General features: G+C 61.0%; 10 protein-coding genes (1 of these 10 cut by a window edge). 5 read left to right on the top strand and 5 right to left on the bottom strand.

Annotated features, from left to right (window positions below):
- Window positions 1-28 precede the first annotated feature (28 nt).
- Both AC3RLQ_RS28985 and AC3RLQ_RS28980 read left to right on the top strand, forming a co-directional pair.
- Complete coding sequence (locus AC3RLQ_RS28985; protein WP_493032198.1) at window positions 29-1,132, top strand: NHL repeat-containing protein; 1,104 nt, start codon at window positions 29-31, stop codon at window positions 1,130-1,132.
- Window positions 1,133-1,331: 199 nt separating this feature from the next.
- Window positions 1,332-1,910 (top strand): SixA phosphatase family protein, encoded by a 579-nt coding sequence (locus tag AC3RLQ_RS28980; RefSeq protein ID WP_493032196.1) that lies wholly within the window; start codon window positions 1,332-1,334, stop codon window positions 1,908-1,910.
- Between the two features lie 926 nt (window positions 1,911-2,836).
- On the opposite strand, the gene AC3RLQ_RS28975 is transcribed toward AC3RLQ_RS28980, so the two are convergent.
- The gene (locus AC3RLQ_RS28975; RefSeq protein WP_493032194.1) at window positions 2,837-3,724 is read right to left on the bottom strand and encodes a helix-turn-helix transcriptional regulator; all 888 of its coding nucleotides are present in this window, start codon (window positions 3,722-3,724) and stop codon (window positions 2,837-2,839) included.
- A gap of 108 nt (window positions 3,725-3,832) precedes the next feature.
- On the opposite strand from AC3RLQ_RS28975, the gene AC3RLQ_RS28970 reads away from it, so the two are divergent.
- Both AC3RLQ_RS28970 and ftsH read left to right on the top strand, forming a co-directional pair.
- Window positions 3,833-4,696: a phosphoenolpyruvate hydrolase family protein gene (locus tag AC3RLQ_RS28970; RefSeq protein WP_397384479.1), complete on the top strand. Its 864-nt coding sequence runs from the start codon at window positions 3,833-3,835 to the stop codon at window positions 4,694-4,696.
- A gap of 117 nt (window positions 4,697-4,813) precedes the next feature.
- Window positions 4,814-6,961, top strand: coding sequence for an ATP-dependent zinc metalloprotease FtsH (ftsH, locus tag AC3RLQ_RS28965; protein WP_493032192.1), 2,148 nt, complete (start codon window positions 4,814-4,816; stop codon window positions 6,959-6,961).
- 162 nt (window positions 6,962-7,123) lie between these two features.
- On the opposite strand, the gene AC3RLQ_RS28960 is transcribed toward ftsH, so the two are convergent.
- The 3 genes from AC3RLQ_RS28960 to AC3RLQ_RS28950 all read right to left on the bottom strand — a co-directional run bounded on the left by AC3RLQ_RS28960 (window position 7,124) and on the right by AC3RLQ_RS28950 (window position 11,878).
- On the bottom strand, window positions 7,124-8,140 hold the full coding sequence (locus AC3RLQ_RS28960; RefSeq protein WP_493032190.1) for an IS630 family transposase: 1,017 nt from the start codon (window positions 8,138-8,140) through the stop codon (window positions 7,124-7,126).
- Between the two features lie 399 nt (window positions 8,141-8,539).
- Entirely contained in the window at window positions 8,540-11,275 is a 2,736-nt protein-coding gene (locus AC3RLQ_RS28955) for a helicase-related protein (protein ID WP_493032188.1), read from the bottom strand.
- Between the two features lie 21 nt (window positions 11,276-11,296).
- On the bottom strand, window positions 11,297-11,878 hold the full coding sequence (locus tag AC3RLQ_RS28950; RefSeq protein ID WP_493032186.1) for a hypothetical protein: 582 nt from the start codon (window positions 11,876-11,878) through the stop codon (window positions 11,297-11,299).
- An 84-nt stretch (window positions 11,879-11,962) separates the two neighbouring features.
- Between AC3RLQ_RS28950 and AC3RLQ_RS28945 the strand changes: the two genes are divergently transcribed.
- Complete coding sequence (locus tag AC3RLQ_RS28945) at window positions 11,963-12,400, top strand: GAF domain-containing protein (RefSeq protein ID WP_493032184.1); 438 nt, start codon at window positions 11,963-11,965, stop codon at window positions 12,398-12,400.
- Window positions 12,401-12,519: 119 nt separating this feature from the next.
- Here the strand turns inward: AC3RLQ_RS28945 and AC3RLQ_RS28940 are convergent, their stop codons facing one another.
- Window positions 12,520-24,774 carry the final stretch of an autotransporter-associated beta strand repeat-containing protein gene (locus AC3RLQ_RS28940; protein ID WP_493032182.1) on the bottom strand. 22,476 nt of this gene lie beyond the right edge of the window, so the window shows 12,255 of its 34,731 coding nt (coding positions 22,477-34,731); the start codon falls outside the window, past its right edge; the stop codon is at window positions 12,520-12,522.

The following is a 24,774-nucleotide window of genomic DNA, read 5'->3' as shown; positions in this document are numbered from 1 at the left end:
CGTGCTTGAGTGAACTTTTCCGCTCCGCATGAAAACACGCCGCCACTTCCTCTCCGGTCTCGCCACCGCCGCCGCCGCCAGTTTCACTGAAACCCTGCGCGCTGCACCCGATCCGAAGAAAGACGTCGTCATCGGCCACGGCGCTCATCGCTACAAGGTGAACAAAGAATGGGTGCCTGCAGGCCAGGGCCGCCATCACCCCATCCTCAACTGCCACGAAATGGTGCAGGTCAAAGACGGCCGCCTCTTCATGATCGGCGACCACTGGGACAATCAGATGCTCGTCTTCAAACCCGACGGCACCATCCTCGACTCCTGGGGCAGCGTCTGGCCCGGCGGCCATGGCCTGACCCTCTCGAATGAAAACGGCGAAGAGTTCCTCTTCGTCACCGACAGCGGCCTCTGGAAGTCCGGCAGCGGCGGTTACCGCCAGACCGGCCGCATCACCAAGACCGATCTCGGCGGCAAAGAAATCTTCTCCATCAGCCATCCCATGAGCGTCGGCGCGTATGAGCCCGACATGATCTTCAACCCCACCGAAACCGCCATCGCCCCCAATGGAGACATCTACGTCGTGGACGGCTACGGCTCGCAGTTTGTGCTGCGTTACGATGCACGCGGCAAGTTCATCCAGCGCTTCGGCGGCAAAGACGGCGTGCCAGAGGAACAACGCCTCAACAACGCCCACGGCATCGCCATCGATACCCGTCAGGGTGCCGACAAAGCCACCGTCATCGTCACCTCACGCGTCGACAACTGCTTCCGCCGTTTCACCCTCGACGGCAAATACCTCGAAACCCTCGCCGTCCCGGGCGCCATGGTCTGCCGCCCCGTGATTGCCGGGCAGGAGCTCTACGCCGGCGTCTGCTGGTCCAAGACCCCCGAGATCAACAAGCTCCCTCAAAACCCCAGCGGCTTCACTGTTATCCTCGATGCCGCTGGCAAAGTGATCAGCGCTCCCGGTGGCACCGAACCCGTGTATGAAGAGGGCAAACTCAAGCCCCTCATGCAGGCCGAACGGATTTTCGATCATGGGCACGATGTCTGCGTTCTCGACAACGGTGATCTCATCGTCTGCCAGTGGAATGCCTTCCAAACCTACCCGGTTAAACTCGAAAAAGTGGCCGCGTAAGCAGCTCTGGCCCACTTCTGTGTTTGCGCTGCGGCAAATGACGAATGCAGAATGACGAAAAAAATCCGAATGACAAATGCCCTAAATGCCGCAATCACCCTGCGGCGGCACGGTTTGTTTATTCAGGCTGCGTCATTCATTCGTCATTCTGCATTCGTCATTCGTCATTTTTCTTCGCCCCGCCCCTCGCTCTTAATCCATGAAATACCTCACCATCGTGCGTCATGCCAAATCCAGCTGGGGACAGCCTGGACTCGCAGATCATGATCGCCCGCTCAATGAGCGTGGGCAGCGGGCCGCTCCGGCAGTCGCCACATTTTTGCATCGCACCTACTTCGGCGGTGCCGATTCCCCTCCCCTTCTCCCCCTGCCGGACCGCCTCGTCACCAGCACCGCCCTGCGCGCCCTGAGCACCGCGCAGATCATGCGCGAGACCTTTGCCATGCCCGTGGAAAGCCTCCTGCTCGAATCCCGCCTCTACCTCGCTGATTCCGACAAAATTCTCGACGTCATGCGCGGCTTTGAAGAGAGCTGGAATCACGTCATGATCTTCGGCCACAATCCCGGCCTCCACGACTTCGCCGAGCACATCCTCGCCCGCGCCAACATTCCCAAGGTCCCCACCTGCACCGCCGTCATCATGGCCTTCCCCCACGAGTTCTGGGGCCTCGCCGACTGGAACGAAGCCCAGCTCATCGGCTACATCACCCCCAAGTCCCTCGAACGCCGCTTCCCCGAACTCTACGCCGGCATCTCCCGCGAAGACGGGGATGACTGAAGATTCAGTAGTAACGATGGCCACTCCTGGCCGTCGATCTCAGCGCAGGCTCGTGCATACACCACCGTTCCACGTCCCTATATTTTCGAAATCAGTCACATCGACCGACACGTGTCGGTCGAAAGAGTGAACCTATCATCGTAGTTCGAATCGGCGATGGTCAGGTTCTTTTGATCTCAGTTTGAATTCTCGGCTTAGAACTGATTCTAATTTTTCGAGCACGGGTCTCCGCAAGGCGAATTCCCCCAATTCTTGGGACCAGTGCAATAACTTACATCCTTGCCTTGAAGGCCAACGGCCTTCCGGATTTAAGCCCAGGGTCAGCCGAGCCTCAGCGAGGCGACCCTGGGTGAATGATCCGCCTGACCGGGAAGCAAACCCAGAGCCCTCGCCGCACACCGCCCCCTCCAGCAGCGTATGCCCGCCATCCCGCCGCGATGAAGAGCGTGCAAGCACCTCCCAAACACGACCATGTTTGACCCATCGTAGCCAAGTAACTCCGGAAATCCGGAGATCTAGGCGACGGCTGTCTGCTGAACACGTGCGCAGTGCGAGAAGTGACCACGGAATTCCGCGGTGCCCGGGGCTGTAGATCACCGCAGTGCACCTGCACCAGGATTGCGAGCTTTTGACACTTGCGGCGTAAGGTGACTACAAAACATCACTCTTCCTCCACCGCACCAAAATCCCCACGCCGTCGTGCCAAACGGCATTCACGCCGCAGCAAGACACCGCCAGCATTACCAATTCCACCAATCACGAAGCGCAAGAGTAGCACTAAGCAGCACCTTGGTAAAAAGTCGCTAGCGAGCCGTTACATTTCAGAACTGAAAAAAGCCTCCATTCCCATCTTGCTAAAATACTTTGTTCATCGTGCTCTCGACTGGCTGATAAATTGGCTCTTTTGACGATATAAACGTTTCCCCTCACCCATCCATCCGGCTCCGGTGCTCACTCGGCCGCCACCCGATCCACTTCTTGAACGTGTTGCTGAACACAAACGGGTTCTGATACCCCACTTCGTGCGAGATCGTCTCGATCTTCAAATTCGTCGTGCTTAGCAGCTCAGCCGCCTTGCGCATCCTCAGCCACGTCACGTGATGCATCGGCGTGCGTCCAAGCGCCTTCCGGCACAGCCGGCGCAGGTGCTCGGCGCTCACATGCGCTTGATGCGCCAGCTCATCCAGCGTCCAGTCATAGCCCACGTTGGCAGAAACCTTTTCCCAAATACGGTGCAGCCGGTCGTCCACCTGCCAGGGCTGCGCAAAACGCTCGATGTAATGCTGCACCAGCTCCACCCAGTGAAACATGGCGGCGGGCTGCGCGGCGTTTCCAGCTTCCTCAACGAGTCCCTCAATGGCATTCCACAGCGCTGCACCCGCAAACGGTGCCATCAGCGGCGAGCTGCTGCTCAGAATCGGCGTCTGCTCCGGCTGCTGCTCATAGCGCACCCAGCAGCAGCGCCAGATCTTGCCCGGCACCGCATGAAAGGCGTTCACCATGAAAGGCGGCAGCGCCACGGCCATGCCTGCCGTGCATTTCTTCCACACACCATCCACCAGCACGCGTCCCTCACCTTCCAGACACGCCAGGAAATACAGGCCGCCCTGGTGCATCCGCACGATGCGGTAGGGCGCACGCGCCGTCATCACCCCCGCATGCGCGATCCGGTGCGTCGCCAGCGTCGTGCACAGCGGCGCACTGCGCAGCCAGGCCCGCGCATCCCTCTCCGACCCACGCACCATGCGGTACTCCGTGTCAGGCCCGTGGGTGTGCGTTTCGGATAGCTCTTGGATGGCGGCGCGGGCGTGCATAGGGCGGAGTTTACGGTTGTTTACAATTGTTGACCGTAGTTGACGATGGTTGCAAACCACTGTCATCCACCGTCAACTATCGTAAACCACCGTCAACCACATCAAGCCATGCCCAATCCCTGGACCGGAATCGGAAATCCCTACACGAAGCAAGAAGTCGTGGACCGTCTCAAAGCCACCCGCGCCAAGGGTGAGCCGATCATCGCCGCCGGCGCAGGCACGGGCATCAGCGCCAAGTTCATCGAAAAAGGCGGGGCCGATCTGATCATCATCTACAACAGCGGCCGCTTCCGCATGATGGGCCACGGCAGCACCTGCGGCCTCATGGCCTATGGCGATGCCAATGCCATCGCCATGGAGATCGGCGAGTACGAAGTCCTGCCCGTCGTCAAAGAGATCCCCGTCGTCTGCGGCGTGCACGCCACCGACCCCCGCCGCCGCATGTGGCACTGGCTGGGCCGCGTCAAGGAAATGGGCTTCTCCGGCGTGAACAACTTCCCCACCCACACCATCGTCGACGGCCATTTCCGTGGCGTCCTCGAAGAAACGGGCATGAGCGTGGAAAAAGAATTCGAAATGGTCGGCCTCGCCACTCGCATGGACATGTTCAGCATCGTCTATGTCGCGACTCCTGAGGAAGCCATCAAAATGGCCAAAAACGGCGCAGACGCCATCATCGCGCACGTCGGCACCACCGTCGGTGGCAGCATCGGCGTCACCAATGCCGTCGTCAGCTGGGATCACACCGTGAAAGTCACCCAGGATATCATTGATGCCGCCAAGAGCGTGAATCCAAACGTGTTCACCCTCACACACGGCGGCCCGATCAACACGCCTAAGGACGTGGAATTCATCCTCAGCAAGACCTCGGCAGACGGTTTCGTAGGTGCCAGCAGCCTGGAGCGCATGGGCGTCGAAGATTCGCTGACCAGCCTCACACGCGAGTTCAAACGCATCCCTATTGGGCGTTAGCCCCCGGCTTTACCCCCCTCAAAAGGGTGTCCTTATCCCCGGCGAATCGCATTTTGCAAAAAAATTACCGGCGTGTATGCTCGGACTCGCGTTACTTAGTTGTAACAACCCCCGCACATGTCCGACGACCCCTTCAACAATCGCCCCGACGGCCCCAACCGTCGCAACCAAGATCCGCAGTTCAACTGGCGTGGTTTCATGCTCTTCGCACTCGCGATCACCCTGTTGATCTCGGGCTTCATGATGAACAAGGGACTGACCGGCAGCCGCAAGGTGTTCGACTACGCAGAATTCAAAAAGCACGTCGAAGCTGACCGCATCGATCCGAACAAGCCGCTGTCCCTCATCAATTCCGACGCTACCTCAAAGCAAACCATTGAGGGCAGCTATTTCCCACTGCCTGCCAGCGTCACGCCTCCCGTGGTCGCCGCAGCAGGCAGCCCCGAGCCTGCAGCCCCCGGCGTGATCAAACCTGTGCCTGCCGAGCCAGCCAAGGAAATCACTGAGAAACCCGCCATCGAAGCCCCCAAAGCGGACTCGAAGCCTTTCAGTGTGGCCGTGAACATCGAGTTCCAAAAGGAGGAACTCCACAAGCTGCTCGACGCTCATAAGCTCGTGCTCATTCCTGTCTATGACAATGAGATGTGGTCCTCCCTCATCGGCTTCCTTCTGCCTCTGCTGGTCATCCTCGCCTTCTTCTACTTCCTCGTGCGCCAGCAGCTTCGCAGCGCAGGCCGTGGCGCCATGAGCTTCGGCAAGAGCAAGGCCAAGATGCTCGCCCAGGACCGCAACAAGGTCACTTTCAAGGACGTGGCCGGTGTTGAGGAAGCCAAGGAAGAAGTGCAGGAAATCGTCGAGTTCCTCAAGGACCCGAAGAAGTTCCAGCGCCTCGGCGGCAAGATCCCCAAAGGCGTGCTTATGACCGGCCCTCCCGGCACCGGCAAAACCCTTCTGGCCAAAGCCATCGCGGGCGAGGCCGACGTTCCCTTCTTCAGCATCAGCGGCTCGGACTTCGTCGAAATGTTCGTCGGTGTCGGTGCCAGCCGTGTGCGTGACATGTTTGAACAGGGCAAAAAGAACGCCCCATGCCTCATCTTCATCGACGAAATCGACGCCGTGGGCCGTCATCGCGGTCACGGCATGGGCGGTGGTCACGACGAACGTGAGCAGACTCTCAATGCATTGCTCGTCGAAATGGACGGCTTTGACACCCAGGAAGGCATTATCATCATCGCCGCCACCAACCGCGCCGATGTGCTTGATCCCGCCCTGCTTCGCCCCGGCCGTTTCGACCGTCAGGTCACCGTCAATCTTCCCGATGTGAAAGGCCGCGAGGAAATCCTCCGCGTTCACGCCAAGAAGGTGAAGCTGGCCGACAGCGCCGACCTTTCCAAGATCGCCCGTGGCACCCCCGGATTCTCCGGTGCCGAACTGGCCAACCTGCTCAACGAAGCAGCCCTGCTCGCCGCACGCCGAAACATGAAGTCCATCACCAATCCCGAGCTCGAAGAAGCCCGTGACAAGGTGCGCTGGGGCCGTGAACGTCGCAGCATGGCCCTCACCGAGAAGGAAAAGGAAAACACCGCCTACCATGAGGCCGGCCACGCCATCCTCAATGAAGTGCTGGAGCACACCGACCCCCTCCACAAGGTCACCATCATCCCTCGCGGCCCCTCCCTCGGCGTCACCATGATGCTGCCGGAAGAGGACAAGTTCACCCACCGCAAGAGCGAGCTCATCTCCAATCTCATCGTCACCATGGGTGGTCGCGTGGCCGAAGAAATCCAGTTTGGCGATGTCACCAGCGGAGCCAGCGGAGATATCCGCATGGCCTCACGCATTGCCCGCAGCATGATCTGCTCCTGGGGCATGAGCACCAAGCTCGGCATGATCGAGTACGGCGAAAACGAAAGCAACGCCTTCATGGGTCGCGGCAGCAGCAATTACAGCGAGGACACCGCCCAGAAGATCGACGAGGAAGTGAAACGCCTCATCGACGAAGCCTACGCCAAAGCCAAAGAAGTCCTCCTCCAGCACAAGGACAAGCTCGACGTCCTCGCCCACGCCTTGCTCGAGTACGAAACCCTCGACGGCACTCACATCAAGGAAATCATGGCTCACGGCCGCCTCCTCAATCCCCCGGAAAACAAGAGCAAGCCGCCACCCCCGCCCCCCCTTCCCAAATCCCCGGACGCACGCCCAGTAAAGCGTGAAGACGAGGATGACGGCGGCATGGCCCCAGGTTTGACCGGCGTGCCAGCCTGACCAGCACAGGGATCATGCTGATCCCTTCAATTCAACACTCATCAAAGGGGGATCAGCAATGATCCCCCTTTTGTTTGGCATTCAATGAGAGCAAATCGCAAAACTCATTTCCGATTGGTTTGCCTGACACCAATGGCGCTCATTTATAGCAAATCGCAAAACTCATTTCCGGATCGAGCAGATGGAGGCGGTCTGAGAGGCCGATGACATGAAGTGGTTGAGAGCGTGGCAGAGACGGTCTTCGAGCTCCGCGCCGCTGCGTGCGATCCAGTCGGCAAAGAAGTCGGCCTTCAGGCGCAGCCACAGCCGCTCAATAGGGTTGAAGTCCGGGCTGTAAGGCGGCAGGAACAGCGCTTCGAAGTGGTGCCAGTTGAGCGTTTTGACCTTGTGCCAGGAGGAGTTGTCGAGCACCAGCACCCGGCGCAGATCCGGTTTCGCTGGCACGCTGCGCGCCAGTTCGTCAAGCCAGCACTGGAAGACAGCGCCATCGACGCCATCAAACATGAGGCTGAAGAACTCGCCGCTCTGCGGACAGACGGCCCCTACGACGCTGCGGCGGATATGCTTGCCGAGATGCGGCACCTTGGGCTTGCTGCCCGGCTGCACCCACCGGCGTCTTGGCCGGGGATCGCCATCCACGCCGCACTCGTCACCGAACCAAAGCTCGACCTGTGGGTCTGCGGCCAGTGTGGCGATCTGCGTGCGGAAGCTCTGGCGCTGCGCCTCACGCTCGGGTTCATCCAGCAGGGGCAGCGGCCAGGGACGCGGCACGCGCAGGTGAAAGTCCAGGTCATGGAGATAGCGCACCACGGTGCTGTAGCTCAGCTCGGCCTGGAGCCGCCCGAGCAGCCAGCCGTGGACCTTCACGCCGGTCCAGTGCTCCATGGCCGCCTGGGCGGGGTCTTTGAGCACGGGCACCAGCACCTCTTCGAGCCGTTGCAGGGCGATCTTGCGTCTTCTGCCTCCCGTGGGTTTGCTGATGAGCGCGTCGATGCCTCCATGGTTGTATTTGATGATCCAGAGCCGAACCATGCGCTCGCTGCGGCAGAAGGTTTCGCAGACATCCACACGGTCCATGCCTCGCAGCAGGCAGCGCATGGCGGCCAGCCTGATATAGCTGCGCTTGTTGGGCGCGGCCTCCATCGCCGCCTGGAGTTGCTCCAGCGTGGCGTTGTCCACATCAGGTCTGAGTTCTTGCGCTCTCAACAACCATCCTCAAAGCACTGCCGCACGTTTTGTACAGCACTTTTTGCTCCGCTATCCGGAAATCAGTTTTGGAAATCGCTATAAGGCGTCCTTTTCGTGTGTTTCGTGGTGTCATTCGCCTGCGTTTCCCAGTGAAAGAGGTGTCTTTTTCACCACTCAGCCCCGCTTCCACACCAGCACCAAAGGTGCTGCGTAATTGAGCCCAGGGTCAGCCGAGCCTCAGCGAGGCGACCCTGGGTATGGCAACCACGATCGGGAAGCAAACCCACGATTCCGCTGCATCCCAAGCCCACCAGCAGCGTCTGCAAAAAACTCCGCCGCACGTTTACCCCGCGATCATTCAGCACCCCGCCCCCTGACCGAGCCCCTTCTTCACTTCAACCGCAGCACCAGCCTCACCGCATCCAGCCTCACCGTGGTCGCCCCAATAGCCGCCGCCAGCGCATCCCGCTGATCCCGCAAGGCTGCGATCTCCTCGGGCCGCACATGCGGGTTGCGCGCCTGCAAATCTTCCAGTCGCGCGATCTCCTCATCCATCTGCTTGCGCATGGCCGCCACCGCTCGCTGCTGCAGCGTCTTGAGCTGCGCCTCGGCAAGCTGCTGCGCCTTGCCCAGCATGGTGGGCAGCAGCTTATGGCGTACCGTTTCGTTCTCCACCGTGCGTGTCGGATCACCCGGCGTGAGCTTGGCTCGTGTAAAGGCAGGATCCGCGCTCAAATCCTTGCCCAGATGATCCACCGCGACCCGCAAAGGCATGGCAGGCATGAAGCGCGTGGCATGCAAGGCTGGCGGCGCGATGCACTCCGCAATGAAGCACGTTTGCAGCACCAGTCCCTCGCCACCTGACGCCTTCCAAAACGCAAACCCAGCGTTGCCGGCAGGAGAACCGAGCAACACATCCAGGCCCGCACAAACCAGCGGATGATCCCAGGTCAGAAACGCCTCGTGGTCACGCGAGAGCGCACGTTCACGATCAAAGGAAAAAGTAAGCCCTTCCTCCGGCAATGAAGGCAGCGCGTCCGTGATCAGATTGTCCGGACGAATGTACCACGTCCGGTGCGTCATCTCCTCGATGTGCATTCCGAAGTGATCGAGCAGCCGGATGAAAAAGCGCTCAAAATCCAGCCCCGCATCCACATCTCGAATGCGCTCGATCATGCGTGCAGCAAGGCGCGGCTTGCACGAGTTCAGTTCCAGCAGCCGGTTGTGACCCCGCTCGAGCTTCTGGCGCACTTCAAGACTCAGCGCCTTCGTGCGCCGGATGCAGTCGGCGAGTTTTTTGGCATTGAAGCCGCTGCAGAGTTCTTCGATCTCCGCCGCAAAGCTGTGCAGCAGCTGCGTGGCCCCCTGCAGGCTGTGCTCAAAGGCGTCGAGGCCGTCATGATACCAGCGCGCCAGCACCTCCCCTTCACTGCCTGCGATGAACGGCACATGAATGTTGATCGTCCCTTTCTGACCAATGCGGTCCAGGCGTCCGATGCGTTGCTCCAGCAGTTCCGGATCTCGCGGCAAATCGTACAAAACAAGATGCTGCGCGAACTGGAAATTGCGGCCTTCACTGCCGATCTCGGAGCAGATCAAAATTCGCGCGCCCTCGGGATCGGCGAACGCCGCAGCGTGCCTGTCCCGCTGCATCAAAGTGAGCCCTTCGTGAAACAGCACGGCATGCACATTGATCTCGCGCAGCAGGCGCTCATGAGTGTCTTCAGCAAGCTTGCGCGTGCGGCAGATGAGCAAAACCTTGGCTTCACCAAGCTCGCGCAGGGTCGCGGCAAGCCAGCGGGCAAGCACCTCTTCAGGCGTCGCCCCAGCCTCAAGCACAAGCTCCCGCAGATGGCACTTCCTCGGCGGGAACCCCTGAATCACGGCGCGGGTGTTCCGAAACATCACGCGACCAGTTCCAAATTCATCCAGAAGGTCCGCCACAAGGCGCTGACGCGCGGTTTCATCGCCTCCGACAAGCTCAGCGGCATGCTGCTGCACCCGCGGCGAATGGCTGCCAAAGAGTTCACGATCCGCCGCGCTCATGAGCCCGCCTTGCAGGATGCGATCCACCACCTGCGCCACCTGCTCATAGCGGGTGGACTCCGCCAGGAAGGCATCCAGATCGCCATAGCGATCCGGGTCCAGCAGACGCAGCCGGGCAAAGTGACCTTTAGCACCAAGCTGCTGCGGCGTGGCGGTCAGCAGCAGCACGCCAGGCACCCTCTGCGCGATGGCCTCGACCACCTGATAAGCGATACCGGGTGCTCCGACAGCCCACTCAAGATGGTGAGCTTCATCCACAATCAGCAGATCCCAGGCCGCGTCCGCAGCCTGCTGCGCACGCTTGGGCGAGCCGCTCAGGAGCGAGAGCGGGCAGAGCACCAGCTGGCTGTCCAGGAAAGGATTGCCCTCAGGATCTCCCGCTTCGATGGCCGCGCAGCGCTCTTCATCAAAGAGGCTGAACATCAGATTAAACCGGCGCAGAAGCTCCACGAACCACTGGTGCGGCAGCGCATCAGGAACCAGCACCAGAATGCGTGAAGCACGTCCCGTAAGGTTCAGGCGATGGAGGATCAGCCCCGCTTCGATCGTCTTGCCCAGCCCCACTTCATCCGCCAGCAGCACGCGCGGCAGCAGGCGACCCGTGACTTCTGCAGCGATGGACATCTGATGCGGGATCGGATCGACTCGCCCCCCGATGAAACCACGCACCGGCGAGGCCTGCATGCGGCAGCGCCATTCCACCGCCTCGGCGCGCAGGGCAAAGGCCTGCAGATCGTCGACGCTCGCCGCCAGCAGGCGCTCCTGCGGCCCACCCAGGCTGAGAGTGTCGGCAAGGTCGGACTCAGGGATGCTGCGTGTACCACAATGGTAGAGCAAAGCCCCGTCTATCGAGGCGACAGAGTCGATCTGCAGTTCCGTCCCATCGCGCAGGGTGATTTTGTCCCCAGCCTTGAAACTGGCACGGCGCAAGGGGGCCCCGTTGCGGGCGTAGCGGCGCTTTTCACCTGCGGCAGGAAAGCGCAGGTCAATAAAATTGCCTTCAATGCTGCTGACGATTCCGAGTCCCAGTTCGGGCTCGCTTTGACTGATCCAGCGCTGGCCGGGTGCGGGGGCTTCCATCAATGCCGTGTTTGTATTTTCCTATTTGCCGAACAACCGCCCAAAGAAGGATTTTTTCTTCGGTTCCGCCGGGGCCTGGGTCGGGGCTGGGGCCTGGGCAGGCACGCCCTGCTGGGGTGGCACCATTCCAGGAGCCGCATTGTTGGTGAAATCGATGACGCCGGGCTTGATCGAGGGGGCGGCACTGGGATTCACATTGATGACTTTCGGTTTCTTTGCGACGCCCTGGGCATCGTACTCATAGATCACCTGCTGATAGCACTGGCCGTTGAGATTGAAGGAGCGCATCTCCGTCGCGCGTCCATACGCATCAAAATAGACCTGGGAGCGGGCCACAAGGTTGCCACGTCCGTCGTAGATGTGCCCCTGGGTGGGCAGCCCGCGTTCATTGAGCAGGTAGTGCTTCTTCGACACCAGCGCCCCGCCGGCGTTGTAGGTGGACTCGATGAGCTCGTTCGTGGTTTTATCAACGATGGTCTCCGAGTGCGAGTTGTCGGGGTGGTAGGTGCTTTTGGCCACAATGGGGGTGCCCGCCGGGGCAGCGGGCTGCGCGATAGCAGAGGTCACCCAAAGAAGGACAAAAAAAGCAGAGCAGGTTTTCATGACAGAAACGAAGATAACGGCAGAATAACGCCCCGTTTCGCCGCGACAACGACAAATCCCGACTTCACACCCCTTCCCTGCGTCATGTTTTCTTCCACCGACCCCTACTGGGCTGAATTCCTCACCCAAACCATCGCGGATTTCGGCTGTACCACGGGTACGTTGCACCGTCTGGACCCGGCAGACCGCCATCTCAAGCTGGTGGCCCATCAGGGCATCCCGGAAGCGCTGATGCCCATCATCCAGTCCATCCCCGTGGGCAAAGGCATTGCCGGCGTGGCCGCAGAGCGCAAGGAGCCCGTGGAAATGTGCAATCTGCAAACCGACACCTCCGGCGTGGCCAAACCCGGCGCGAAACAAACGCAGGTGCAGGGCACCCTGGCCGTCCCTGTGCTGGATGGCGAACGCCTCTGTGGCACCTTGGGCATCGGCAAGCTGGTGCCGTATGACTTCACTTCGGAGGAGAAGACAAAGCTGATTCAAACCGCCCGCAATATCGCCTCCAGGCTCTTGCCCGGCTGATTTCCTCTGCCATCCCTAATCCCTAATCTTGGCTGCAACCTGTCCGGTTGACCAGCAGGCAGCAAAAAGCCCGATCGCGCCACTGAGGCCGACCGGGCTTTTTGATGAATCAGACCCGCTTACAGGCGGCTGTAACGGCGGCGGCGGTTGTAGAAGAGGCCCAGGAGACCAAACATCAGGAACAGCATCCGGGAAGGCTCAGGCACCACAACGATGACGCCGTAGGTGCTGAAGGCGCTGACATCCCATGCCAGCCCTGCACCAAGCGCTGCAAGATCGAGATCGCCGGCAATGACACTGGTGCTTGCATCGTAGGTGTTGAAAGCCCCGACACTGAAGCCACCGCTCAGATTGGCACCGCTCCAGTCAATAAGGTTGAAGACCTGGCCTTGCTGCGCTGAAACACTGCCGACCGAGTTCACCACGATGGAGCCCTGACCCCAGGCGGCGCCTGAACGGTTGCCAACACTCAGAGTGCTGTTAGTGCCGCTGAGATTGATGAAGTCATGATTCGTAGCGGATGTCGGCGCCCCCTTGGTGTAGATGTCTGCACCTGATCCCAAAGCGTCAAAGTAGTCCTTGGCGTTGGTATAGGTAGTGGCACCGATGTTGAAGGTGTAGCTGTAGTTTGTCACCGCCGCGGTGGTCGGAGTGGTGATGCCCAGCTGGATCTGCGAACCGGTCGCCACTGTCAGCGCTGTGTTATTTGCAGTGATCGTCAGAGTACCCTTGTCTGCATTCGCAGAGGTGGCACCGGGGGTGAGGATGCCGACGCTGTTCACTCCACCCACCGTCACCGCACCAGCGATGACGCCGGTGTTCGTGCCGTCGCCAGCACCGGCAAGAACCGCCGCGTTGGTGAGCGCACCACCGCTTTCACCCACGATCACCGACCCGGCTCCCGTCAGACTGCCTGTGACACGCAGCTCACCGTTGGAGACCGCAGTGCCGCCGGAGTAGCTGTTGCCAGTCGTGGACAATGTGGTGACACCCGTGCCGGTCTGGGCGAATCCACCCGCACCCGTGATGGTGCTGGCGCTGAAATCAGTGCCCTGTGCGACGGCATTGCTGCGATTGACTGCAAAGACCGCACCTGTGCCCACACTGACCGTGCTGTTAATGTCCAGTGAGCCGGTCGTGCCGCCGTTGCCGAGCTGCAAGGTGCCTCCCGTAACCGTTGTTGTGCCAGTGTAGGTGTTAGCCGTGGCGGCAGCGAGGACCACCGTGCCGGCACCGACCTTGGTCAGGTTCATGCCAGCGCCAGAGATCACGTTGCTGATTGTCAGAACGTCCGTGGCGTTGGTGGCTCCAATGGAGCTGTTGCTTTGCAGGACGACCGATCCACCCGTTACGGCAGACACTCCGGTGCCGGTGAGGGCGCCATTTCCACCGACCCCGGTGCCGTTCAAATTCACCGGTGTTTCAGCCACCGTCACACCATTGATGTTGAGCGTAGCCCCGCTGGCGACCGTGACGCCACCCGCCACGGTTCCAAGACCTGTGGCATTGGAGACGATCACCGTGCCGCCGTTGATGCTGGTGGCACCAGTGTAGGTGTTGGCGTTGGTGAGGGTCAGTGTGCCCGAGTCGTTCTTGGTCAGAGTGCCGGCAGCCGTGCCAATGATCCCGTTGATCACCGTATTTCCGGCACCTGATACTGTCAGGCCGAAAGCACCACTGATGCCGCCATTGATGCTCAGGGTTCCTGCGTCCGACTGGATGGTCGAGGCGCTGCCGAGGGCGACGGTGCCGTTGTAGATGTTGTCACCGCTAAGGTTGCGGAGGGCACCGCTGTTAGAGGCACCGGATCCATTGATGGTCAGCGCTTCACCGATGATGTTGATGCCGCCCTGAAGTTCCAGAGATGCCCCGCTGGAGACAGTCGTGGCTCCAGCCGTTGTACCCAGCGCCAGATTGTTGGCGGCACTCAGCACACCAGCGCTGACAGTGGTCAGACCGGTGTAGGTGTTGATTCCGCCGAGAACCAAGGTGCCGGCACCTGCCTTCGTGATGGCCGTGCCGCTCACACCACCATTGAGGGCAAGCGCGTTGGACGAGTTAACCGTGATGGTGGCGGTAGCGGCGCTGAAGGCCACGTTGCTGTTGATCGTCGCGGCGCTGGATCCTGCGTCCGTGGTGATGCCGTTGGCAATGGTCAGTGTGTAACCACCGTCGCTGTTCAGCACCACCGCACTGCCGGTGCTTTGTGCGTTCACCGTGAGGCTCTTGATGCTCATGTTGGCGCCCAGAACCATGTTGCTCTGGTTCGAGTTAACAGTGGCGGAGAGGAACACATCCGTGCCGACGCTAGGAACGAGTCCCGTGGCGGTGCCAGCCAGATCTGTGGCCCAGTTGCTGGCCGTGGAGCCATTGGAAACCGCCCAGACATTGGCCGCACCGCTGTAGCCACCCGTCCAGTAGGCCGCCGTGAGCGCTGTCGTCGGTGCAGTGTTGAAATACACCAGCGTGTCCGTGGCAGTGATGCTGGTGACCTTGAAATTGGTGACGTTGTAAAGGTTGCCCACGGTATAAGTTCCTGAACTAGTTCCTGAACTGCTGGTGCCGTTCACAAGGCCGCCGGAAGCAGCAGCGAGGATCGTGGAGGTGGCCCCCGGCGTCTGCCCGCTGAGGAAGTAGGCGTCCACGGTGACATTGCCGGTCACATACGCCATCGCTCCGGCGTTCAGCAGAATGCTGCTGCCGATGGTTCCCACTTCAACACCCAGGCGGCTGCCGCCTGCGAGATTGAGGATGGTGCCGGTATAAGGCGCCAGTGTCAGCACACCGCCCGTGGTGCCGGTCAGCAGGTTGAAGGTGGCTCCGCTGGCAACTGTCAGCGAAGAGGTGCCGGAAATGCCGTCGATGGCACCGGAGGTGACATGACTGATTTCCAGAATGCCGCCGCTCACCGTAGTATCACCCGTGTAGGTGTTCATGTTGGTGAAGACGAGCTTCTTGGCTCCACTCTTGACGACGTTGATGTTGTTCTGGACGACACCGCTGTAGGAACTGTCCGTCGTTGGAGTGACGGTGAGGGTCTTCATGACCGTGGCACTGTTGGTGATGAAACCGCTGGAACTGCTGAAGGCCGCACCCGTGATCACCGAGGAGCTGAGATTGCCGATGGAGGCGTTGAACCCGCCAAGATCAAGGACACCGCGGCTGGAGGTGGTGACGTTGGTGCCGGTGGGCAGGGCGGCGGCCGAGGCGAGCCTGAGGGTGCCGTTGGCGATGTTGGTGCCACCATTGTAGGTGTTCGTGCCCGAGAGGATGACGGTGTCAACGCTCTGCTTGGTGAGGCCGCCTGCACCACTGATGTTGCCCTTGATTTCAAGGATCGCGCCACGGGCCGTATCGGTCAGCTCGCTGCTGTTGTTGCTATCCGAGCCGACGCCAGTGGTCAGGGTGGTCGTGCGTCCATTGTCGGTGCCGTTCGGGCCATCGGTGAAGGCGTTCTGGCCTACGAAGGAGTTGCCCAGCAGGCTGATGCTCACACCGGCTCCCAAAGTGCGGAAGACCGTGCCAGAGTTGACGCTGGACACGTCATCCGTGCGGAGGAAGCCTTCAATGGCACCACCGTTGATCAGAATGGTGGCCACCGTGGTGTTCTGGTCGGCGTTCACTTGGAGCGAGCCGGCGCCGAGGTTGATGGTGCCGCTGCGGGCATTGTCCACGCTCCAGCGTTCGATGGAGCCGGCCTCGTAGTTGATCGAGCCGACGGTGGCTACGGCGGCGGTAGCCTTGGTGAAGCCGGTGGTCAGGATGTCCAGCACACCGTAGCGCTTGACCGTGATGCTCGTGGAGGCGTTGGCGAAGGCGTTGGCGTTGGTCACGCCGATGGCACCTTCCTCGATGCTCACATTGCCCGTGAAGCTTGCGCTGTTGTTGCCGCCGACCCAGAGGTAACCGTTGCCCCACTTGATCAGGTCACGGCTGCCGTTGAGGCCCATGACGTTCAGGCCGGAACCCGTGGCACCAGAGGTGATCTGGTTGTTCACAGCACCCGCGTTGATGTCGAGGATTGAGCCACCAGCCCCGGTGAGGAAAAGCGTTCCTGCATTCAACACGGAGCGGGTGTTGCCGGTTTGCACACGGAGGCGGGCCGGTGAGAGACCTGTCGTGTCTGTCGAGAAGGACTCAAGGTCACTAATGCTCACGACACTGTCAGTCAGGTTCGGCGTCGACACGATGATCGTGTTGTCCACGGCGATGATGCGGCCCATCGTGTATTGTCCGTTGAGCGAGTTGCCGGGCTGCGCCAGCAGGTTCAGCGTGGTCCCGGAGGCCGTGGTCGTGCTGCTGGAGTTGAGCGTGATCGTGCCGCCGTCACCCGATGCGCCGAAGGTGTTCAGAGTCAGTGCACCGCCGTTGACCGTCCAGTTGCCGGAGAAGCCCGTGCCGTTGGCGGCTGCGGTCTGATCCTTTCCAATCACAAGCGCACCAGCACCGAATTTGACGATGCTGCCCGCGTAGATGTCGCCGGTGAGTGTGGTCGTGCCAGGATTGAAGATGATGCCTTCCTTGGTTCCGGTGGTTCCGAACCTCAGGTTGGTGGCGATGGTGGTCGTGCCCGTGCTGATGAGGCCGCCACGGTCTGCATCCGTAGCGCCGTCGGCGAAGGTAATGGTGTTGTATTGACCCACACCGCTGTTGATCCCGAAAGCGGTGCGCAAGGCATAGACCGTTTGATCTTGCGTCAGCGTCACGACACCGGTGGTGATGTCCACCACGCTGCTGGCATTGGTGTTGGTGCTGAAGACACCGCCTGCGAAGATGTTGCTGTAGGCCACCTGGTTAGTGGCCGGAGTCAGCGTGCTAAGCACGGACTGGAAGCCACTGGTGCTGTTGTAGCTGAGGAAGGTGTTGCTGGTGGCATCAATGTAGTAGGCCGGGAGAATGCCGTTATTGGCAAAACCAGGGGTGGCGTTGCGGTTCAAGTTGCCAGAAAGCGTGGGCAGCGTGGTGTCCCAGGCGGTGACCTTGATGCGCTCGACTTCATCAACTCCCGCATTGAGACCGAGGAAGGCACCGTTGGTGACGATGGACAGGGTGCTGCCGACGCCCTCACGGTTGAGGCTGGCAGCCGTCAACTGTACCGCGCCATTGGTGATGCGACGGTTAACGCGGAGCGAGGATCCCCTGGAGTAATTGACCGCTCCCACCGTTTCCGTGCTGGTGACGGTAGCGTCATTGCGAGATTGGAGGTAAAGCTGTCCGCCATTGAGGTTGATGGCCGTGTTGTCATCCCAGCGATTCGTCAGGTCGGTGGCATCGTTGTCGAGCCAGAGCACGGAACCGGGGTGGAGATTGACGGCGTAGGCGTTGGCCGTTCCGTTCGCGTTGCGCAGGGTTGCGTTGCCGTAAACCTGCAGGGTGCCAAAGATGTCCACCGCGCCGCCCACACCCAGAGGTCCTGCAGTCGCCGTGGAGGTCTGCCGGATGACCATGGAGGAGCTCCGGCTGATGATCGTGCCACCGGTGTAAGTGAAGAGATCCTGGCTGTCGATGCCGCCGTTCACATTGGCCGCCTGCCCGCCGACGAGGAGTCTCGTGCCGCCAGCATCCACGAGCACGCCCATCAACCCTGCGGCAGTGGAGTCGAGTGTCAGGGTCTGGCCATTGCCGCCAATGCGGTAGATGTTTCCGGCTCCAACACCGAGTGCGGTTCCGTTGTAGGTACGGGCAGCACCCGTCGCCCCGAAGTAGAATTTGCCGTTGCCGATGGTGGCAAGATTGAAGTTGTTGGCGTTGGTCGCGTCCAGCCCGATCACGCCCTCAGAATCAGCACTGATGGCGTTCTGGAGGTAGGATTGACTCAAGGCGGAGCTCGCAAAACGCAGGAGAGCCAGTTGCACTCCGGATCCCAGCACTTGCAGCTGACCCGTGCCAAAATTGATGTTGGCAAGGTTGGTCAGATACATGTTGCCGGTCGGATTGATCCGGATCGTGCTGCCGCGGAGCATGGTGCTCAGGTTCAGGAACGTGCCGTTCTCGCTGTTGACGTCACCAAAGCGCAGCAGGCCGCCGTTGACCACAATGCCGAGGCCGTTGGCCCCCACCGTGCCGGCGTAGAGACCACCGAAGGTGCTCGCGGCGCTGTTGAGCCAGAGGTCGCTGCCACCGCCCTTGATGATGGCCTGGCCAATGCTGCCTGGAGCTGAACCTGCACCGTCATTGATGACACCGTTCAGAAGAAGCGGTGCGCTGCTGGCATTGAGCGTCGGCGTCCCGGTCAGATTGGTAAGGCCGTTGATTTCCAAGCCGTAAGTGTTGGCGCCAGTCACCGTCAGCGTGGAGCTGCCGATGGTGAGATCCTTGAAGGCAAGGAGTTTGTTCGCCGCAGTGGTGGCGATGTTTCTGTTCACATCGATCGTGCTGCTGCCGTTGATGATCAGGTTGTTGCCGGCGGCGTTGTTGCCAATGACGTAGCGCTCACGGGTGGTGGTGTTCGCTCCGTCGATCCGCAGATTAAGAATGCCAGAATACAGGGTCACATCACCTGCACCGATACCGCCATTGTTGATGCCGCTGAAGAGCGTGGCGAAGTTGGCCGGCGTGCCCGTGGTGGTGCCGCGCACCGTGATCGAACCCTGCACGTTCTGCAGGCCACCACTGAAGGTGTTGATGCCGTTGTTGAATGCGGTGAAGCCGTTGCCGAGTTCGAGGGTGCCGCCGCCGGTGTGGACCAAAGTCGCACCACCGGTGACCTGACCATAGACGGTGAGGGTCGGCTGATTGGTGAAGAGGTAGTTATAAGCCGGTGCGCCTTCCATGGTGGCGGCGCTCAATGCGAGCGGTCCGTTCACCTGAAGGTTGACGTTGTTGGCGGCGTTGTTGAACAGCAAGGTCTGGCCTTGCTCACCAGGAGAGCCACCGAAGCGGATACCACCGGTCAGGATGCTCAGCGCATTTGCAGCACCTGCGGCGCGGTCGTTGTTGATCACGGCGTAAGGATTGCCTTCACCGATCACCAGACCGAGGTTGAACACCGTGTTGGCAGTATCAGCACGGAGCTGGAGATTGCCGCCAAAGCTGTTGATGACGACGAGGCCGTTGGTCCCGGCGTTCATCTGGGAGAGGGTGGCCGTGCCGCCGAGGTTGGGCTGCACCGTCGCAGACCGGAAGGCAATGCTGCCCTGATTCACGATCCAGTTGCCGCTGAAGCTGGCCTGAGGGGAATCGATGATCAAGGTGCCGCTCCCCTGCTTGACAACGTTGCTGGCGTTCGTGATCTGACCCGTGAGCGTTGGCGACAAACCAGGCAGCGTGGAGGATGCCGTCTGCGTCGTGATCGTGCCGATCGTGACGGTGTTCTGGTTGTAAATGTTGAACTCCTTCAGGCCGCTGCCCGCGACCCCGACTTCAATGCCGGTGAAGATCTGGACTGCCGCATTGGGGTTGATAAAGCCACCGCTCTGGAGGCGGATGCGGTCCGTGGCGGCTGCAGTGATGTTGTTGCCGAAGGTGATGCCCGTGTCAAAGCGGCCCGCATAGACATCCAGGCCAATGCCAAGGCCCGCTGCGTTGAAGGTCAGAACCGCCGTGTTGAGGAGGAAGCGGTCATTGGCACCGATGAGCTGGCCGGCGGCGGCAATATTGCCACCTGCCGAAGTGCGGTCGAAGCCTGCGTTCACGAAACCATTATCCGCCGTGTAGGTGAGGAATTGCGCATCCGTGGCGTTGACGATCCAAGGAGCCACCATGCCATTGGTGATACCGCCGAGAGCCACGAGGCCATTGGCCCCGATGCCGCTGAAGAGCTTCACGCGCTCATCGCTGCCGAGAACGCCACCTGAGACCGTGTTGATCTGGAGCGTGCCAACGTTGCCAGCGATCGCGAGGCCGTTGTTCGTCTGCGTCGCACGGGTGATGTCCACTCCGGCGCCGCCGCCGACGACCAGGTTCACGGTGCGGTCGACAAGGTCACGCTGGACAGCGAGCTGACCAAACTTGCCCACGGTGATGTCACCGACAGTTTCCGTGACTTCGATGTCGCGGTTGCCGATGAGGCGGATGGTGGAGTTGTTGAGGTCGACGCCCTGAGTGTCGAGCCAGCGGCCCTGGCCGCCGTAACCTTCGAGCTTGGTGGTGGCGAGCAGGCCGGTGGAGTAGTCGAAGCGCACTTCCGAGGTGCTGCGAAGAGTGACCGGGGCCAGCATGGCCGTGCCAGCTGCATTGAGGAAGGTGCCGCCCAGGCCGCCGGCCGTCAGGGTGCCCCAAGTGTCAAAACTGCTCGTCGTCAGGCTGCCGCGGAATTCCAGCGTGCTGGCGCGGTTCACCAACGTGCTGCCGGTGTAGTTGTTCGCGGTCATGAGGACCGCAGTGCCACGACCGTTGCCTCCGGTGATATTGTCACCGTTCACAGCGCTGTGGGGCTGGCCGACGATGAGAGCCGCACCCGCTCCGGTGAGCACGTTGCTGTTGGCCATGTCACTGGAAACATAGAGAATGCTGCCACCCGCACCGAGGCGGTAGGCGTTGCCGGCGCCGGCACCGAGGGTGGCGGCGTTGTAGCTGCCGTTCAGGCCCACACCGTTCTGAGTGCTGCCGAGGAAGGCGGTGCCGTCGCCGATCGTCGCGAGATTGATCGTCTGCGTATAGACCGTGTTCAGCGCGATGATGGCCGATCCAGCGTTCTTGCCGCCACCATTGAATCCGTTGCCGCCGGCCAGGCCAAAGTAGGAGGTGTTCTGCGGGCCACCAAGGTTGCCGATGAGGAGTTTGAAGTCGGAGAGCGGGGCATTGGCCGCCATGCGGAGGATGCCGTAGTTGCCCATGGCATTGCTGCGCAGGTCAATGCTGCCCGCACCCGCAGCGATGTTGCTGGTGCTGTTGTATTGAATGGCGGAGCCCGGCTGGATGAGGGTGTTGCCGGTGCCCAGGTTCGAAGTGGCCACGAGTCCTGCGATGCCAGGGGTGTCGCTCAGCGTGGTCACATTGCCTTCGAAGGTGCCGAAGAAAGTGACGCCGCCATTGCTCACGTAGCCGCCCTTGAAGATGGCGCTATTGTCGCTGTTGATGAACAGACTACCACCGCCGCCCTTCAAAAGGGTGCCGTTGCCGCTCACCGGTCCATTGATGGTGACGTTGCCGTTGCCGCCCGTGCGGCTGTTGTTGGTGATCTGGGCATCCTTGATAAAGCTCAGGCCGGTGAAGCTGTACGAGAGCTGCTGGTTGTCCGCAACGTTGTTGAGGGTCAGGAGAGGAGAGCCCAGAGGACCGCCGAAGGCCAGGGTGCCGAACTGAACAGTCTTGTTCGAAGCGGAAGATGCCCGGGTCAGATTCAGAGCCGTCCCGCCGCTGCCGATGTAGCTGCCGCCGCCGAGCGTGGCGGTCGAACCGATGGTCAGGTTGTTGTTCGCAAAGGTGCTCAGCACCTGCATGTTCGCGGTATTGTCACCCTCATGGCTGATGACAAGCGTCGCTCCGTTCAGGGTGATCGGAGCAATGGCCCCGAGCGGGTCGGAGGCCCCGTTGGAGAGGCGGACTTCCGTCGTGCCAGCCATGAATTTCCAAGCGCCCACCGCATTAGCAGCGGCACCGCTGTCTCCATTGGTCAGGAAAAGGGTCTGACCGCCGATTTTCACCAGAGTCTTGCCCGCAGCCGCGATCTGGCCGCTGATCACGCCATTGGCCGCAGTGTTGAGGGTGGTTTCACCGGCCGCATTGACGGCGAGGACGCCGTTGATCTGGACGTTCGTGGAATTGCCAGTCCAGCTCAGGGCCGCAGCGTTCAGCGTCACGTTGTTGATCAACGACCAAGCCACGGGAGCGACACCCACCGAAAGCGTGGAAGTCGTATTGGCGTAGGTCGAGCCGTTGCCGAAGCTGTTGAACTGGTCAACGATGATGTTGTAGCCGCTGCCCGAGCCAAACTGGATGGTGGAGATGTTGTCCGTGACTTCGCCCGCCGCGTAGCCAGCCGCTGATGTGGCAGCGAGGTCAAGAATCCCCCCCTTGAGGGTGATCGGACCGGTCCCGAGCGCAAGGGTGTTGCGCACGGCAAGTGTACCGGTGCTGACCGGGGCGACGACGTTCGCGCTGGTGACACGCCCCGCATTGATGATCGTACCGCCAGTGTAGGTGTTGGCCAGCGGAGCGCCATCCGCGATGGGGGACTGACTGAGGGTCAGCGTGCCATTCCCTGTCTTGGTGAGGCCGACGTTGCCATCAATCGTTCCAACATAGGTGGTGCTCTGACCGACGCCGGTGTTCACCGTCAGTGTGGCGGATGAGCCCGTGTTCGTCACCCGGCCGACGCCGGACAGACCGCCGATGGTGGCGTTCTGACCGTTGAGGTCAAGGCCATTGGCGCTGCTGTTAATGACAAGGTTGACCAGACCGCTGGAAGGCACTGCGCTGGCGCTGGCAAACTGCAAGGTGCCTTCCTGCACAGTCAGGTTGCGCAGGCCGGTGGTCTGCGGAGCCATGATGTTGCCGGTGCCAGAGAGCAGCAGGGTGCCCGCGCCGGCCTTGGTGAAGTCGGTGGCTTCAAAGTTGCCGGAGATGATGGAGGCGCTGGTCTGACCACCGCTGATAAATACGAGAGCTTCCGTCGGCGTCGCACCCGTGCCGAATCGCAGGTTGCTGCTGATAGTCTGGCCCGCGGACGTCACTGCGCCGCCGTTCATGATCAGGCCCGCACCCGCGATGCGGAGCAGCGAGGAGGCACCACCAGCGGTGATGTTGCTGTTCGTACGCAGATCCAGCACATCGATGGTGCTGTTGTCCACGATTTGGTCGCTGGTGATGTCGGCCAGCGAGGTCGCGGCCGAGGCACTCAACACACCCACCGTGGTGGCATTGTTCAGGAGGAAGCCGTTGGTGGCATCGTAGCGCAGGAAGTTTAGCGAGTTGGTATCCGCACCCGTTGAAGAGCGACCAACGACAGATGGTGTGGCGAGGATGAATCCACCCCCGCTCGCAGTATTGGCCGGTGCAGAATTCGTGACCTTGAAGAACTCATTCACACCGAGATCTGCGGACAGGTCGGACGCAATGATCGTCAGCATGCCGTTGGTTCCGCGGGTCAGCGCGGTCGCGGTCAGCGCGGAGCTCACACCGGTTCCCTTGGTCAACTGGACGCGGCCTGCGTTGTAGGTCATCGAGGTCACCGTGAGGGCCTGGTTGACGACACCGAACGTCAGCGCATCAGACGCCGCCACAATCCCCGCCGTCGGAGCACTCAGGGTGAGGACGTTGCCATTGACCGCTGTGACCAGCGTTCCCGCCGTGATATTGGCGGGATTAGTGGAATCAGCGATGGTCATGCCAGGGACGATGCCCGCAGCGTTGCTGACCGTGAGGATGTAGCTGACTGCCGCCTGTGCGCTTGCGGTGACACCCACTGGGGCTGTCCCCACCGTTCCCTGAAGCTGCAGGGTGCCGTCGGTAAGGGTGATCGCGCCTGTGCCGAACGGCGTGCCGCTCGTCATCTGAGTCATCACGGTTCCGCTGCTGCCGATGCCGCCGATGGTCAGGCTGTTGTTGGCATTCACGGTCGAATTGAGCACCAGAGTGCCGCCGCCGAGCTTCGTCAGGCCGAAGACACCGGTGATGGGCAATGGCACAGCGAAAGTGGACCCAGTTGAAACGCCAATGGCACTGGCCGCAGTCTGGATCAGCTGATGGGAGGTGGTGAAGGAACCGCCCACGGAGAGCACACCGCCGCGCAGACGCACGTCCGTAGGCAGGCCGGCCACAGTGTGAGCGGTGGAGGTACCGACAGCGATCGGCGTGGTATCACCCAGGTTGATGTCGGCGGTCACCCGCAGCATGCCCGCATCAATGAACCATGAAGTGCCATAGTTGGCGTCCGCAGTGGTCTTGTTGTAGGCCGCATTGTTGCCCGTGATCACCAAAATGCCGGGGCCTTGCTTGAGCAGGTTGCTGCCCCCTGCGCCGCTTGCCGTGAAACCAGCATCAAATTGGATCGCCCCCTGCGTGGTGTTCACCACGAAGTTGCGGTTGCGCAGCGTCGCGTCGGAATTGAGGTTCCACGTCGACGCCGTGTTGATGAAGGTCAGGTTGCCGCGGCCTTCAAAGGTCATCGAGAGCGTGGCGGCGGTGCTGAGCGTGCCGAGAGCGTTCGGGACGATCCGGTCTGCGCCATTCGAGCCAATGAAGGTGCCGCCGTTGTTATTGCCTGAGCCGAAAGTGAGCGTGCCGGTACCGAAGGGACCGCTGATGATGGTCAGCGCATTCGGCGCACCCGAGTAGTAGGAATTGGCACCGACCACCACGCGGGCGTTGTTCAGAGTCGTGTTGCCCGTGTAGGTGTTCTGTGAGTAGCCGTTTGGCCCCGCTCCGATGAAGACCACGCCGTTGCCCAGTTGTCCGCTGGTCGCCGTGCTGCCGATGAGGATGCTGTGCAG

The organism is Prosthecobacter sp. GW821-HT29F12 (genome assembly GCF_058803405.1).
This window is presented reverse-complemented; position numbering and strand designations above follow the sequence as displayed.